Origin of the sequence: Apibacter adventoris, from assembly GCF_002964975.1 — a bacterium.
Lineage (GTDB): Bacteria > Bacteroidota > Bacteroidia > Flavobacteriales > Weeksellaceae > Apibacter > Apibacter adventoris.
The window spans coordinates 1-13941 of the sequence record NZ_PSZM01000041.1; the positions used below are offsets into that span (position 1 = coordinate 1).

Here is a 13941-nt window from a genome sequence, read left to right on the forward strand (position 1 = left end):
TTTATTTTTACTCCTCGTAGGTCATCGCCGGCATATTCTATTCTGCGAGGATCGGCCCCGAAGCTTTCTATATAAAAAACTCTCCTAATATGTCTGGGAGAGTTTTTTGTCTTGATAAATGATTATTTGCTATCTTTGGTTGTCAACACATTTTAATAAATCATTTATGAAAGTAATTATTAGTCTTAATAGGGCAGGCACATGGGTGAAAGTCCCAAGACTTTTCTACTCTGTAGGATTCGTTTGTAGCGACCTGCCTTTTTTACCAACTTAAACACTTTTTTATGCAAACGAAAAATCAAAAATTCGATCTCTCTAACAAAAACAAAAATCCTAAATCTTTTAATGTAAAAATTGCTTTTGAGGACAAAAAGGAGTTCTTTTTTTCTCTGAAGCGCTTTATAGTTCTACAGAAAATGCACTGCTGGCACTGGCGCTTAATGAAAACTCTTTAGTGGATAAGCAAAAATATGGGATGTTTTTACAACCTCAGATTAATTAACCTTCTGATGGTTAACCTCCAATGGTAAAAATGAAAAAACCCTTGTGAATTGCAAGGTGTTTTTGTTATTTCATACTACATTACAGCTGGACTAAAAACTACTTTATTATTTCTACCATCAAATATTATGCTTACAAGGGAATAATCACATTCTTCTAAATACACATTATTATCACAACACATTTGAATATAATAAGTGAAATCTATTTTTCCATCATCTAATAATGTTCTTTTATTGGGATTTCCAAAAATTAATTTTACATCAACAGTATCATTTAACTTTCCTTCATTAATATACTTATCAAAAATTTGGTTCCCCATTTCAATAGTTCTTAAATGTTTGCACCCAAGACTATCTGATTTCCATTTTAATATTAAAGAATCATTTTCATTTCTTATCAATTGAACTTTATCTACATTATTTGAATCCGTTAATAAATTTACTTTTTTCTGATTACAAGATATTAAAATACTACAAATCATGACCAGTCTTATCCAAAAGGGTATTATCAATTTTTGGACTTCCAATATAATTGTTTCCATTAGAATCTGTTTTTATATTATTAATAATTTTCTGTATATCTCCATTACGAACTCTTCTATAAATAGGATTCACAGTTCCCCCCTTAGCTCCTGACTTAGCTTTTGGATCATATTGATACTCAGAATTAACTAAAGTACCTCTGGCAGCCATAATATTTGGAATACCCCTCCCCCTTTGATCACTCTCATGTTCCAATCCTAACCCATGTGCATTTTCATGTGGAGCTGTTGATGATTCTCCCAATCCGTCTGAAACTAACCAATGTCCAGTATTACTACCTAGTTGCCTCATAAATGAACGACCTAATCTATTTTTATCTTTTTCGATTCGTATAAAATTAAGTTTTCTATCAGTATTTCCTTTGGCTAATTCTTGCGCTTCTGCTAAAGTTTTAGTTTCATAAGATATATTAAAATTAACCTTCCATCCTTTAGTTCCTCCATATGCTACTGTTCCTCCATAATTATTATACTGATAACTAATTTCATTAGCTATTTTAGCAGATAATGCTGAACTAGCCTCAGAACCATAAAAAATAAATTTTTGAGTAATTGTAATTGATTTATCTGCTTTACTTATTGTAACATCTGCCTGCTTACCATTTGGATCTACATATCTAATAGGATTCTGATAACAATACCCATAGGTATTATGGTTAAATGAGTTAAATACTCCCCCGTTGTGCTCTCCATCGATATAATGCTCAACTTCCATCACCGGATTGTAACCACTCAACGGATCCGTTGATAACCAAACAGACTCCCTCGGGTTATAATTACCTAGCTCCATAATAGTATAACCCCGTTTCCTCATCCAGTTCCTTACCATTAAACAAATAAGGAATATTCCAACTCTGGTTTCTTTCCTCAATAAACACCTCCCCAAACGGTACATATTCTACATGTTGTACTATTTGCGCGTCTAAGTTAGTAATATATCTGCTACTTCCTTATTCATGATGAGGGATTTATTTAAATAAAAAACCCCGCTAAGTGCAGGGCTTTTTATCTTATTGTTATTAAGTTATTTTGTTTCATTATTATTTAATAATAATATTAAAAACATCAAAATAGGATTTATCATAATAAATAATAACCATAAATTTTTATCTTGAGTAATCGTTCCATAAATTGATCCCATTTGAATTAATCCCAAGGAAAGAATATGCATTATTACTGTAAATATTAATAACCTTATTTGTGCTTTTTTCTTAGTAAAAAAAAGACTAAGAATAAAATATAAAATATAAAAAAATCCTAAACAATATATTGATACTTCATCTTCTCCTCCTGAACTTTGCAATTTATCTGTATAATCATAACTACCATCATCATTAAAGTACAGGAATCCTTTAGTATAATTTAAAAATTTATAACAACAAAATACTTGAAATATAATAACTATCCTTAGGGTAATTATTCTTGATATTAATAACATTTTTCTATATTGCTTCATTAATAATATTATTTAGTTTCTATTTTCATCCTCCTTTCTAATGTCAATAAATGTTTTTCCATCCAAAGCATCTTTAATAGCTTTTTGATAATTTAAAGAACGACCAGAAACTCTATTTTTCGTATCCTCTCCTTTATCTAATTTCTTTTTTAATGCTTCTTTCCCCTCATTATGTCCAAAAGTAATTTCTTGTATAGATAGGTCTCTCCCTACATATTCTTGCATATCAACGATATTCATCGCTATATATTCTATATTAGATTTTGGATCTTCTAACACATCCATTATAATATTAATATGATTTTGATTATTAATATCTAAATTTACTCTTGGATAAAATTTATTATCTAATTCAATAGCTTTTTGAACCTGAATCTGTCCTAGCCCTAAAGAGGTAGTTTTATCGGCTTTAATATTTTTTGCTGCTACATTTAAAATAGCACCCCTTATACCGGCTGTTTTTACCTGAAAAATTATACTAGCTATAGCCTGTGGTGAAATATTATATTTTTGAGCCGTTCTAACAATATCCTTTCTATATGTTTTAATTATACGTAATGCTGTACATGGTTCATTAAAATATTCTAAATATCTTAAAAACTTACTTTGCTTCCCATTCGTATCTACATAAAGAATCGGATTCTGATAACAATACCCATAGGTATTTAAGTTAAATGAGTTAAATACTCCCCCGTTGTGCTCTCCATCGATATAATGCTCAACTTCCATCACCGGATTGTAACCACTCAACGGATCCGTTGATAACCACACGGACTCCCTCGGGTTGTAATACCTAGCCCCGTAATAGTATAACCCCGTTTCCTCATCCAGTTCCTTGCCATTAAACAAATAAGGGGTATTCCAACTCTGGTTCCTTTCCTCAATAAACACCTCCCCAAACGGTACATATTCTACATGCTGTACTATTTGCGCGTCTAAGTTAGTAATATAACTGCTACTTCCCAAATGATCTGCATGATAATAATACTGCATCTTTTCATATTCTTCATTCCCTTTGCCGATTCCGCCTCCATAGGTTTGTAGTTTTTTATCCTTTCCTTCACAGCAGAAACCTGCTCCGTTTACATAATCATTATGGTCTTTTCCATGGTAAGGCACTTCAAAATACGCATAGTGGGCTTTATTTAGGGAGTAAATTCTATAAATCTTCTCTTATTCTCTCTCTGAAACATCCCGAACTCCAAGAACACAACCAATGGGACTTATTCAACACCATTGAACTTCTCAGACTACTATGCTTGGACGAGGAACTCGAATAAAATAAAAAAACCTCGCAAATGCGAGGGCTTTTTTGTGTCTATTTTAAACTTTAACTAACTTTTTAGAAAAGGTATGTAATATTAACTTCTTAAATTAAATTTAATTTGGATTTTTTTAGATTCCTTGAAAAGTCTATAAATATATAAACAAGCTTCTTTCTCTTGTTTAAATATTTTTTCATCATTTCTTGCTCCTCGTTCATCCAAATAAAAAACTTCCCAATTTCCATAATTCTCATATAAAATTATAGAATCTGGAATCAACTCACCAAATAAAGAATATTGATTAGGATTTATATCTAAATCTTTCAACTTATGTTCTAATTCTTTCCTATTCATATTATTCATTAACTTTATGGGATAGGGACTATAATTCCCCTTTTTAATAATGTATTCATATTTACTGGAGATAAAAATTGTTTACCCAAACCTGTCTGTCCAAATGCGGGTGCTATTGTCGATGATTGTACTTCAAATGGTTTTACCACTCTAAAAGCATTATAATCTCCTAAATTCCCAGGAGGTAAAGCTCTCATATTCATAGGCGTTCCTTTTGGGGAGAAATATTTTCCAAAACCACTACCAAATCTATCTATTTACATCCCTGGCATCAAATATTCTGTTTCCCAATTTCCTAAAGCTCCTCCATTTTTAGGCCAAAATTCAGTTAATGCTGTTGTAGCTGACCTTGCCTTAAATAAAGATTTTCCTAAGGATAGCGCTTTTCCAATACCATACCCTACCAACATTTTTGACCCTCCTTGAACTACACCCATTGCTACATGTTGATCCCATCTATCAAAGTAAGTACTCTTTGGTGTATCTATTGTAGGACAGGATGTACACTTTAATCCTTCTATTATTGTACTTCTCGAAATGGAATGTGTCTCTACATCATAAACGCTATGATTAGAGGAAAATACTCCGGTACTATATGTATATGTACCATCTGAATGAAAATCATATGATTCACTTATATAGCCTCTTTCATCATAAATATTATGCTTATCTACTAATATAGCGTCTTTACCATATTTATCTTTATAATTTTCAGAATTAGCTGATGGATCAAAAAATATTTTATTACCTTTCTTAATCCAATCATCAGCACCTTCTCCCTCCATCCCCGTAGGATCGGTATATCTGATAGGATTTTGATAGGTATATTGATACGGAGTTCCTGTTTTTTCAAACATTGGATCTACACTTAAAAAGATAGACTCCCTCGGATTATAGTATCTCGCCCCGTTTCCTCATCCAGTTCCTTGCCATTAAACAGGTAAGGGGTATTCCAACTCTGGTTCCTTTCCTCAATTAACACCTCCCCAAACGGTACATATTATACATGCTGTACTATTTGTGCGTCTAAGTTAGTAATATAACTGCTACTTCCCAAATGATCTGCATGATCATAATACTGCTTCTTTTCATATTCTTCATTCCCTTTGCCGATTCCGCCTCCATAGGCTTGGTGTTTTTTATCCTTTCCTTCACAGCAGAAGCCTGCTCCGTTTACATAATCATTATGGTCTTTTCCATGGTAAGGCACTTCAAAATACGCATAGTTGTCTTTTATTTAGGGAGTAACCTTTGTAAATCTTCTCTTATTTTCTATTTTTGGAACAATCCGAACTCTAAAAACACAACAATGGGACTTATTCAATACCATTGAACTCCTTAGATTGTTTTACCTCGATGATGAGATAGTGTGAAACAAAAAAACCCTTGCAATGCAAGTTTTTTTTGTTTATTACTTTAAATGTTGTATTTGTTATTACCAAATGATTTATATAAAAAATAATTTATATAATATATAACTCTCCATTATCCTACATAAAATAAATCTATTAAATCCTCTAATATTTTGCCCTCAGGAGTTAATTCATAATTTATATCAAACCCTTTTATTTGTAACTCATTAGCTGCCCAATCACGTATTTCATCAGCTGTTTCTTCATCAACTTCCAAAATAAAAAACCTATTTTCTTTGCTAACTTGATTTAGCTTTAATATTAATGCTTCATTCTCTTCAGCAAGACTATAATGTAGATAATCAAACTGATTTTTACTTAATTTTATAATCATTTTTCTAATTGTTTTAAAAGTTTAGCTGCTTTTTTTGAAGATGTTGGATTAGCAGATATAATTTTTCCTGTTTGCGGATTAATAACAACTTCTCCATATCTCCCAATAAAACGCTGACTTTGACGCCCCATTTGATCAGTAGAAACATTTCCTATTTTTAAAGGATTTTTTATTGCATCTAAAATAGCATCAGTTTTACACCCCCTTTGTAGTGCTCTATTTAAACCATGTTTAGTAAAACCTGTAACTTCAATACCATTTGCAGTTTTAATAGCTTCTTTAACAACATTCTTACTTGTTACATTAACGACACCTTGTTCTGCTCTATAAAGTAGACCACCAGCTTTTCCTATAGGAATAGCTATTGCTATTTTGAATGTAGATCCAGCTGTATTTAACTCATTCCCAAATCTATCTGCTCCTGTTATATATCCTTGTATTCCATCCCATACTAAAGCTATCGGGTTGTATTGATCTGTTTCATACACAATTCTATGAGCCCAGTCCATAAAACTTCCACTTCCATCTCCTCCATAAAACTCACCACTACTTGTCAAACCTCTTTCATTCCATGTTCCATTTGAATTTAATGTAACTTGAGTATTGTTAACTGATGTATATGTATTATTAGTTACACCATCTGAATAATCATCATAACCTAATTCCTTATAATTTTCTTGGGTAATATTTTCATCATAGATCCATTGATTACCTTTTCTTCCCCATCCATCAGGCTCCATCCCCGTAGGATCTATAAACTTAACCGGGTTCTGGAATGTATATGCATACAGTGATACATTCGGGTACTTTTCAGCTAGTGGATCGGTAGACAACCAAACAGACTCCCTCGGATTATAATACCTAGCCCCGTAATAGTATAACCCCGTTTCCTCATCCAGTTCCTTGCCATTAAATAGGTAAGGGGTATTCCAACTCTGGTTCCTTTCCTCAATAAACACCTCCCCAAATGGTACATATTCTACATGCTGTACTATTTGCGCGTCTAAGTTAGTAATATAACTGCTACTTCCCAAATGATCCGCATGATAATAATACTGCATCTTTTCATATTCTTCATTCCCTTTGCCGATTTCCCCTCCATAGGCTTGGAGTTTTTTATCCTTTCCTTCACAGCAGAAACCTGCTCCGTTTACATAATCATTATGGTCTTTTCCATGGTAAGGTACTTCAAAATCATGGTTGTTTTTATTTAGTTAGTAACCTCTGTAAATCTTCCCTTATCCTCTCTTTGTAGCATAAGAAATTACAAGAACACACTCAATGGTATATTTACAATATCATTGAATTTCTGCTTTCCCTTATATCCCTAAGGATGAACTGGAGATGTTGGATTTAATTAAAACAAAGAGCCTTAAAAAGAAAAAAACCGCGAAATGCAGTTTTTTTTTATAGGTTAACTATTATGGTATTCATTTAATACTAAACAAAAATACTATTACTTACAATCACTTCTATACTTATTAGACGCATCATATACTCGACTTAAAGAATCTGTATATAATTCCAGCACTAATTCCTACATCATAATTTCTAATCAAAACCCTATATATGTGCTATTAGGTTATAATATCATTGAATCACTTAACTTTAATAAATTAGAGTTTTTATTTCTCTTAATATAAGTTTTTCCAATATCGAATCATTCCTATATAAAATTATTTTAAACACAAAAAATCATATACTTTAGGGAAGACATCTTTTAAATACTTTCTACTAAATTCTTCCTTATTTTTATTAGAATACATTAAACCAATATCCAAATATCCCTTTACTTTATTTTTATCATTATTATTAATGTTTTTTATCGAATCTAAATATGTATCCTCTCCTATTCTTTCTATCAAATCTACTAATATAGAACCATGATCATAACCTACAGCATCATCAAAATTTAATAATGATATTTTTTTTATAGAAATATTATCCCCGGAAAGAGCTCTCTTTAATAAACTACAATAATTAAGTTGATATTTTTCTTTTGAAACTGTACTTAGTAATTCACTAACCTCCAATCCCTCTACACTACATTTATTACTACATGATGATATTTGAATACAAATTAAAACCAATAAACAAATAATTTTAAATTTTATCATAATTTAATTACTTTTTTTCTGGAACTTTATCATCTCCTTTAACAGTAAGAGTTCCATAATTCGTTAACTTAGAAAAAGGATTCCATTTTTGCCTACCTCTTTTCTCTGGTACTGTAGTTGTAGTAGTTCCTTCGATAGCTCCTTTTATAATACTCCATTCTTCTTTTCTATCCTCAACTGAAATATCTGCAGTAACACACCCCCAACTCTCAACACCTAAATGCAACCTAAATCCATCTCGTCCATTGGTATCATCTCTATCATTATATCTATTATGATCTTGTTTATCTAACCTAAACCAATCTTTATGTTTTGTATCTGCATTATTATCTAAAATATCATATGTGCCATTTGGAATAGCTCTCTGTTGAGGTCTATTAGGATCTCTTGTTACCTCTCCATTTTCGGCTAACCCACCTGTAAATACATTTTTTATTAGAATACCATAATTATACTGCTTTTTATCTTTCCCTGTTAACTTGCTATATTCTTTTGCTGAAACAAACTTATAGCTTAATTTAGGATTAATCTTACTCTTATCTGGAATTATTGCTAAAAGATTTGTTGATTTATTAAACACAGCTACTACCTGTTTTCCATTAGGATCAACTAAAAGCACCGGATTCTGATAACAATATCCATAGGTATTTAAGTTAAATGAGTTGTAAACTCCTTCATTATGTTCTCCATCAATATAATGCTCATCCTCTAATATTGGATTATAACCACTCAATGGATCCGTTGACAACCAAACAGACTCCCTCTTGTTGTAATATCTAGCTCCGTAATAGTATAACCCCGTTTCCTCATCCAGTTCCTTGCCATTAAACAGGTAAGGGTTATTCCAACTCTGGTTCCTTTCCTCAATAAACACCTCCCCAAACGATACATATTCTACATGCTGTACTATTTGTGCGTCTAAGTTAGTAATATAACTGCTACTTCCCAAATGATCTGCATGATTATAATACTGCATCTTTTCATATTCTTCATTCACTTTGCCGATTCCTCCTCCATAGGTTTGGAGTTTTTTACCTTTGCCTGCACAACAAAAAACTGCTCCGTTTACATAATCATTATGGTCTTTTCCATGGTAAAGCACTTCAAAATAAGCCTTGAACATAACAACTGAGATATTTACAACGCTATTGAACTCCTCAGATTGCTCTGCATAGACGAAGAAATTAGTTAAATAAAAAAAACCGCTTATTGCGGGGCTTTATTATTCTTATTCTAACTACTAATAAAGTATAAGAACCTGTGGTGCATTTAGAAATTAAAATTTAATCTTATCAATATCAAATATCTATGTTTTTACCTCAGAATTATTTTTTATCCTAATATTAAATTTTTAAGATATTGGTGGTTATTTTGAATGTAATTATTAGTATTGAAAATATTATTTTACTAATATTCAATGATTTTTATTCTTTCTCTAAATGCACCACGGATTATAAGGATATATTTTAATAGCATGTTGTAATTATAGGATAATCTGAATAAACAATCTGCCAATATAGAGAACCTGCTATTTCTATATAATCATACTTTTTAGGTATATTTAAACGTAATATTCCTCTCCCCCTCACATCTTCTATTTCTATCTTTTTTGTATTGGAAGGTACTTTATAATACCAAGAAAGCAAGCAATGTTCTTCTTTATTCTTATAAAATACATCTATTGTATCTTTTTTATTTACAACTACATATCGCCCTCTAAATGATTCCCCATGGATAATCACATATTTAATTTTTTCTTTTTTTAGAGAATCTGGAAGAAGATGTTTAAAATATTCTTCTATTGTTGCTATATATGTAGAATCTTTTTTCATAAAATATTCCTTTGTATGTGTATAATACGAAACAGGAATCTTACTAGAATAACAGCCTATTGTAAGCAGATATATAGTAATAAAAAATAAACTACAAATTATATTTCTTATCATAATTTATTAGTTTTGATTATACTCTTCGAATTTTTCCGATAAAAACTGTTGCTGGAACTCTATATTAGTCCTCATCCGATCTGTCTGTTTCTGATTTAATTCTAATCCTCCAGTCTTTTGAAATTTTCTTATTTCATTCTCGCCAGAGTTCATTAGATTATTTATATTCTCAGGTGTATTCTCTATTATCAAATTACCATTTTTATCTTTTTGACCATCCCATATATGAGCCAATCCTGCAGAATGTCCCATTTCATGCGCTATAACAGATACATCATCCTTAACATATGAAGTACCGTCTGAGGATCTATTCAAATGGGTTTGACCTAATATTAAACCTTCAATTTTACCATTTTTACCATATACAGGAATTGATGCTCTTCCAAACTCTAAAGTATAAATAGCATTATTATCCTGAACTATATTTATATTCAATCCTTTATTTTGAGATAATATTTTAGAGACTTCATTTAATTTTAATGCCAACTGGTCTGCACTTCCTTCGTAATTATTTACTTTTACTTTCCAGGTTACATTCGTTACTCCCCCCTTAACACTCTCTACAATCGCCTGTTTTCCATTAGGATCTACTAAAAGAACCGGATTCTGATAACAATACCCATAGGTATTATGGTTAAATGAGTTAAATACTCCCCCGTTGTGCTCTCCATCGATATAATGCTCAACTTCCATCACCGGATTGTAACCACTCAACGGATCCGTTGATAACCAAACAGACTCCCTCGGATTATAGTACCTAGCTCCATAATAGTATAACCCTGTTTCCTCATCCAGTTCCTTGCCATTAAACAAATAAGGGGTATTCCAACTCTGGTCCTTTCCTCAATAAACACCTCTCCAAACGGTACATATGCTACATGTTGTACTATTTGTGCGTCTAAGTTAGTAATATAACTGCTACTTCCCAAATGATCCGCATGATAATAATACTGCATCTTTTCATATTCTTCATTCCCTTTGCCGATTCCCCCTCCATAGGTTTGGAGTTTTTTATCCTTCCCCTCACAGCAGAAGCCTGCTCCGTTTACATAATCATTATGGTCTTTTCCATGGTAAGGTACTTCAAAATACGCATAGTGGGCTCTATTTAGGGAGTATCCTCTGTAATTCTTCGCTTATCCTTTCTTTGTAGCATAAGGAATTCCAAGAACACACTCAATGGAACATTTACAATATCCTGCAGCTCTTCCGCTCATTCATCCCCAAAGATGAATTGGAATTATTGGATTTACTCAATAGAGAAGAGTAAAAAATATTCATTCAAATAAAATTATTAAATTTATTCTATAAAAAATGATAGAACTATTATTAAATGATATCACCAAAATTCCTGTTGACGCTATAGTTAACGCGGCTAATACTTCTTTACTTGGAGGTGGTGGTGTTGATGGGGCAATACATAAAGCTGGAGGTAAAGAAATTCTTCAAGAATGTCAAAAAATTAGAAATAAACAAGGAGGTTGTAAAGTTGGTGAAGCAGTTATAACATCAGCTGGAAAACTTCCTGCTAAATTTGTAATACATACTGTTGGTCCTGTATGGAATAATGGAAAACATAACGAAGAGAGTTTATTATCATCCGCTTATAAAAATAGCTTAAAACTTGCATCTGATAATCAGATTCTTTCAATTTCCTTTCCTAACATTAGCACTGGAATTTATAAATTCCCAAAAGAAAAAGCTGCTGAAATTGCTATTCAAACTGTTTTGAATTTTCTTACTACAACAGATAAAATAGAGAAAGTGATTTTTGTTTGTTTAGATAAAGAAAATTATAATATCTACACAAAATTATTAAAACAAAACAACCCGCTTTAAGCGGGTTGTTTATCATATTAATATTTCTTCTAATTGCTTAAAAACTTTTTCTTTTTCTTCCTTTTGATTAGGCTCTAAAAGAACATTTAAAAGTTGTTCTTTTTTTTTATTGTCCCAAACAAAAATCCCTAGCCAATCTAATTCCCAAAAATCAATATTACCTCCTATTTTCTCGGAATTAAATTCAATTTGATATAAAGATCCAAAATCACCTCTTTCAAAAAATTTATATTCAAACTCATATCCATTTAATTTTGGTAATACCTCTTTTTTAAACCATTCTATGTTTATTATATCATTCATATAAATCATTTAGTTTTTAAAATAGGAGTAAGGTTTTTTACTTTTGGTAATAACTGCCCTCCTTGTTTCTGTAAAGCTCCTTGCATTGCTTTTCCTGCATTAGGTCCAATAACTTTAAACCAACCCTCTTTACCTCCTTGTAGTAAACTATTTGTTGGTACTTGAAACTCTGCATATACAGACCCTTTAGCTGCCGAAGTAAAAGCATTTTGCCCTCCTGTAGCTACAAATGTTTGGCCTCCTGCCCCTTCAACCATTTTACCTGTTTTTACCATTATTTCATATTCAGCTTTAGACATCCACCGTCCTACAGTTGTCATTCCTACTTTACTAGTATTTCCAATAACACCTCCTACAACCTTACCTCCTACTTTCAATATAACTCCTCCTGCTAACGATCCTGCTGAAGTAGTTACTAATTCGTTAGTAAAATTCTCCTCAACCTGATCATAAACCTTTTTCTCTGGAAAATTTGTATTTAAATACTTATTTGAAAGTCTACCTATCCAATTATCTGTATTCTTATGAACTAAACGCCCACTTCTATCCTCCTCTAAAATATCCTGCCCTTTTGAATCTACATTTTTTGGTAATTCTTTTCCTACATATGTCCAACCAGCCCTAGTAGTTTCTTGACTAGTTGCATTTTTATCATCTAAATATTTACCATGTTTGTTTTTTATCCAGTCATCAACACTTTCTCCTTTCATCCCCGTAGGATCGGTATAATTAATTGGATTTTGGTAGGTATACTGATACGGAGTTCCTGTTTGTTCAAGCATTGGATCTACGCTTAAGAACACGCTCTCCCTCGGGTTGTAGTACCTAGCTCCGTAGTAGTATAACCCCGTTTCCTCATCCAGTTCCTTGCCATTAAACAAATAAGGAATATTCCAACTCTGGTTCCTTTTCTCAATAAACACCTCCCCAAATGGTACATATTCTACATGCTGTACTATTTGCGCGTCTAAGTTAGTAATATAACTGCTACTTCCCAAATGATCTGCATGATCATAATACTGCTTCTTTTCATATTCTTCATTCCCTTTGCCGATTCCGCCTCCATAGGCTTGGTGTTTTTTATCCTTTCCTTCACAGCAGAAGCCTGCTCCGTTTACATAATCATTATGGTCTTTTCCATGGTAAGGCACTTCAAAATATACATAGTGGTCTTTATTTAGGGAGTAAATTCTATAAATCTTCTCTTATTCTCTTTCTGGAAGATCCCGAACTCCAAGAACACAACCAATGGGATATTTACAATATCACTGAACCCCTACGTTCCCTTATTCTTGTTGATGAGTTGAAACTTTTTGATTTCTTGAATAAGATTCCTAAATGAGCCCCTTGCAATGCAAGAGTTTTTTTTCATCTATAAACAGGTCCTTATTGAGGGATAATCCAAATAAACTATCTCCCACTCATTAAATCCAGAAACCTCTATATAATCATATTTTTTAGGAATCTTTAACTTTAACACTCCTCTGCCTCCTACATCTTCTATTTCTACTTTTTTTGTATCAGAAGGAATCTTATAATACTTAGAAAATATACAAAGTTCCTCTTTGTTTTTATAAAACTTATCTATAGTATCTTTTTTATTGATAACTATATAACGCCCTCTAAAGGATTCTCCATGCAAAATAATATACTTAACCTTCTCTTTTTTTAATGAATCGGGGAGATATTCAGCTGCATATTCCTCTATCTTTTCAACATACATTGAATCTCTTTTCATTAAATCCTCTTTGGTTGTTATATAGTAACTTATTGCAATCTTACTGGTTTTACAACTCAAAATAAAAACTAAGATAAATGACACTATGCTGAAATTTAAAAATATTCTCATTCTTTTACTGGTTTTTATGTT

At 31.9% G+C, this 13941-nt stretch carries 19 protein-coding genes; 1 reads left to right on the forward strand and 18 read right to left on the reverse strand.

Going from position 1 to position 13941, the window contains the following annotated elements:
• Window positions 1-577 precede the first annotated feature (577 nt).
• From C4S77_RS08365 to C4S77_RS13485, 15 genes are all read right to left on the reverse strand, one after another.
• Entirely contained in the window at window positions 578-985 is a 408-nt protein-coding gene (locus C4S77_RS08365) for a hypothetical protein (protein WP_105245922.1), read from the reverse strand.
• Window positions 975-1835, reverse strand: coding sequence for an RHS repeat-associated core domain-containing protein (locus C4S77_RS13220; protein ID WP_221405110.1), 861 nt, complete (start codon window positions 1833-1835; stop codon window positions 975-977). The genes C4S77_RS08365 and C4S77_RS13220 overlap by 11 nt, the downstream gene beginning before the upstream one ends.
• A 234-nt stretch (window positions 1836-2069) precedes the next feature.
• The gene (locus C4S77_RS08375; RefSeq protein ID WP_146106076.1) at window positions 2070-2501 is read right to left on the reverse strand and encodes a hypothetical protein; all 432 of its coding nucleotides are present in this window, start codon (window positions 2499-2501) and stop codon (window positions 2070-2072) included.
• 12 nt (window positions 2502-2513) lie between these two features.
• Complete coding sequence (locus tag C4S77_RS13380) at window positions 2514-3620, reverse strand: RHS repeat domain-containing protein (protein WP_317614918.1); 1107 nt, start codon at window positions 3618-3620, stop codon at window positions 2514-2516.
• Between the two features lie 242 nt (window positions 3621-3862).
• Entirely contained in the window at window positions 3863-4120 is a 258-nt protein-coding gene (locus tag C4S77_RS08385) for a hypothetical protein (protein WP_105247199.1), read from the reverse strand.
• Between the two features lie 14 nt (window positions 4121-4134).
• Window positions 4135-4377 (reverse strand): TNT domain-containing protein, encoded by a 243-nt coding sequence (locus C4S77_RS08390; protein ID WP_105247161.1) that lies wholly within the window; start codon window positions 4375-4377, stop codon window positions 4135-4137.
• Window positions 4378-4977 (reverse strand): hypothetical protein, encoded by a 600-nt coding sequence (locus C4S77_RS08395; RefSeq protein ID WP_105247162.1) that lies wholly within the window; start codon window positions 4975-4977, stop codon window positions 4378-4380.
• Window positions 4978-5120: 143 nt separating this feature from the next.
• Complete coding sequence (locus tag C4S77_RS08400; protein ID WP_105247163.1) at window positions 5121-5330, reverse strand: hypothetical protein; 210 nt, start codon at window positions 5328-5330, stop codon at window positions 5121-5123.
• 275 nt (window positions 5331-5605) lie between these two features.
• On the reverse strand, window positions 5606-5866 hold the full coding sequence (locus C4S77_RS08405; protein WP_105247164.1) for a hypothetical protein: 261 nt from the start codon (window positions 5864-5866) through the stop codon (window positions 5606-5608).
• Complete coding sequence (locus tag C4S77_RS08410; RefSeq protein ID WP_105247165.1) at window positions 5863-6927, reverse strand: RHS repeat domain-containing protein; 1065 nt, start codon at window positions 6925-6927, stop codon at window positions 5863-5865. The genes C4S77_RS08405 and C4S77_RS08410 overlap by 4 nt, the downstream gene beginning before the upstream one ends.
• Before the next feature lie 615 nt (window positions 6928-7542).
• Window positions 7543-7983, reverse strand: a complete 441-nt coding sequence (locus C4S77_RS08415) for a hypothetical protein (protein ID WP_146106077.1) — start codon at window positions 7981-7983, stop codon at window positions 7543-7545.
• 7 nt (window positions 7984-7990) lie between these two features.
• Window positions 7991-9106, reverse strand: coding sequence for an RHS repeat-associated core domain-containing protein (locus C4S77_RS08420; RefSeq protein WP_105247167.1), 1116 nt, complete (start codon window positions 9104-9106; stop codon window positions 7991-7993).
• 343 nt (window positions 9107-9449) lie between these two features.
• Window positions 9450-9929 carry a hypothetical protein gene (locus tag C4S77_RS08425; RefSeq protein WP_146106078.1) on the reverse strand — a complete coding sequence of 160 codons (480 nt, stop codon included), beginning with the start codon at window positions 9927-9929 and terminating at the stop codon, window positions 9450-9452.
• A 6-nt stretch (window positions 9930-9935) separates the two neighbouring features.
• On the reverse strand, window positions 9936-10742 hold the full coding sequence (locus tag C4S77_RS13480; RefSeq protein WP_221405111.1) for an RHS repeat-associated core domain-containing protein: 807 nt from the start codon (window positions 10740-10742) through the stop codon (window positions 9936-9938).
• On the reverse strand, window positions 10640-10885 hold the full coding sequence (locus tag C4S77_RS13485; protein ID WP_221405112.1) for a hypothetical protein: 246 nt from the start codon (window positions 10883-10885) through the stop codon (window positions 10640-10642). The genes C4S77_RS13480 and C4S77_RS13485 overlap by 103 nt, the downstream gene beginning before the upstream one ends.
• Window positions 10886-11243: 358 nt before the next feature.
• Between C4S77_RS13485 and C4S77_RS08435 the strand changes: the two genes are divergently transcribed.
• Complete coding sequence (locus C4S77_RS08435; protein WP_105247169.1) at window positions 11244-11768, forward strand: O-acetyl-ADP-ribose deacetylase; 525 nt, start codon at window positions 11244-11246, stop codon at window positions 11766-11768.
• A gap of 12 nt (window positions 11769-11780) precedes the next feature.
• Here C4S77_RS08435 and C4S77_RS08440 read toward each other — a convergent pair whose 3' ends face one another.
• The 3 genes from C4S77_RS08440 to C4S77_RS08450 all read right to left on the reverse strand — a co-directional run bounded on the left by C4S77_RS08440 (window position 11781) and on the right by C4S77_RS08450 (window position 13920).
• Window positions 11781-12071 (reverse strand): hypothetical protein, encoded by a 291-nt coding sequence (locus tag C4S77_RS08440; protein ID WP_146106079.1) that lies wholly within the window; start codon window positions 12069-12071, stop codon window positions 11781-11783.
• A gap of 5 nt (window positions 12072-12076) precedes the next feature.
• Window positions 12077-13222, reverse strand: coding sequence for an RHS repeat domain-containing protein (locus C4S77_RS08445; protein WP_260209666.1), 1146 nt, complete (start codon window positions 13220-13222; stop codon window positions 12077-12079).
• A 221-nt stretch (window positions 13223-13443) separates the two neighbouring features.
• Entirely contained in the window at window positions 13444-13920 is a 477-nt protein-coding gene (locus tag C4S77_RS08450) for a hypothetical protein (RefSeq protein WP_146106080.1), read from the reverse strand.
• Between the last annotated feature and the right edge of the window lie 21 nt (window positions 13921-13941).

Excerpts from the sequence above, each read along its gene's own strand:
- C4S77_RS08365 (WP_105245922.1), bottom strand. The coding sequence starts at position 985 with ATGATTTGTAGTATTTTAATATCTTGTAATCAGAAAAAAGTAAATTTA.
- C4S77_RS13220 (WP_221405110.1), bottom strand. The coding sequence starts at position 1,835 with ATGGAGCTAGGTAATTATAACCCGAGGGAGTCTGTTTGGTTATCAACG.
- C4S77_RS08375 (WP_146106076.1), bottom strand. The coding sequence starts at position 2,501 with ATGAAGCAATATAGAAAAATGTTATTAATATCAAGAATAATTACCCTA.
- C4S77_RS08385 (WP_105247199.1), bottom strand. The coding sequence starts at position 4,120 with ATGAATAGGAAAGAATTAGAACATAAGTTGAAAGATTTAGATATAAAT.
- C4S77_RS08395 (WP_105247162.1), bottom strand. The coding sequence starts at position 4,977 with ATGTTTGAAAAAACAGGAACTCCGTATCAATATACCTATCAAAATCCT.
- C4S77_RS08405 (WP_105247164.1), bottom strand. The coding sequence starts at position 5,866 with ATGATTATAAAATTAAGTAAAAATCAGTTTGATTATCTACATTATAGT.
- C4S77_RS08410 (WP_105247165.1), bottom strand. The coding sequence starts at position 6,927 with ATGCAGTATTATTATCATGCGGATCATTTGGGAAGTAGCAGTTATATT.
- C4S77_RS08415 (WP_146106077.1), bottom strand. The coding sequence starts at position 7,983 with ATGATAAAATTTAAAATTATTTGTTTATTGGTTTTAATTTGTATTCAA.
- C4S77_RS08420 (WP_105247167.1), bottom strand. The coding sequence starts at position 9,106 with ATGTTCAAGGCTTATTTTGAAGTGCTTTACCATGGAAAAGACCATAAT.
- C4S77_RS08425 (WP_146106078.1), bottom strand. The coding sequence starts at position 9,929 with ATGATAAGAAATATAATTTGTAGTTTATTTTTTATTACTATATATCTG.
- C4S77_RS13485 (WP_221405112.1), bottom strand. The coding sequence starts at position 10,885 with ATGCAGTATTATTATCATGCGGATCATTTGGGAAGTAGCAGTTATATT.
- C4S77_RS08435 (WP_105247169.1), top strand. The coding sequence starts at position 11,244 with ATGATAGAACTATTATTAAATGATATCACCAAAATTCCTGTTGACGCT.
- C4S77_RS08440 (WP_146106079.1), bottom strand. The coding sequence starts at position 12,071 with ATGAATGATATAATAAACATAGAATGGTTTAAAAAAGAGGTATTACCA.
- C4S77_RS08450 (WP_146106080.1), bottom strand. The coding sequence starts at position 13,920 with ATGAGAATATTTTTAAATTTCAGCATAGTGTCATTTATCTTAGTTTTT.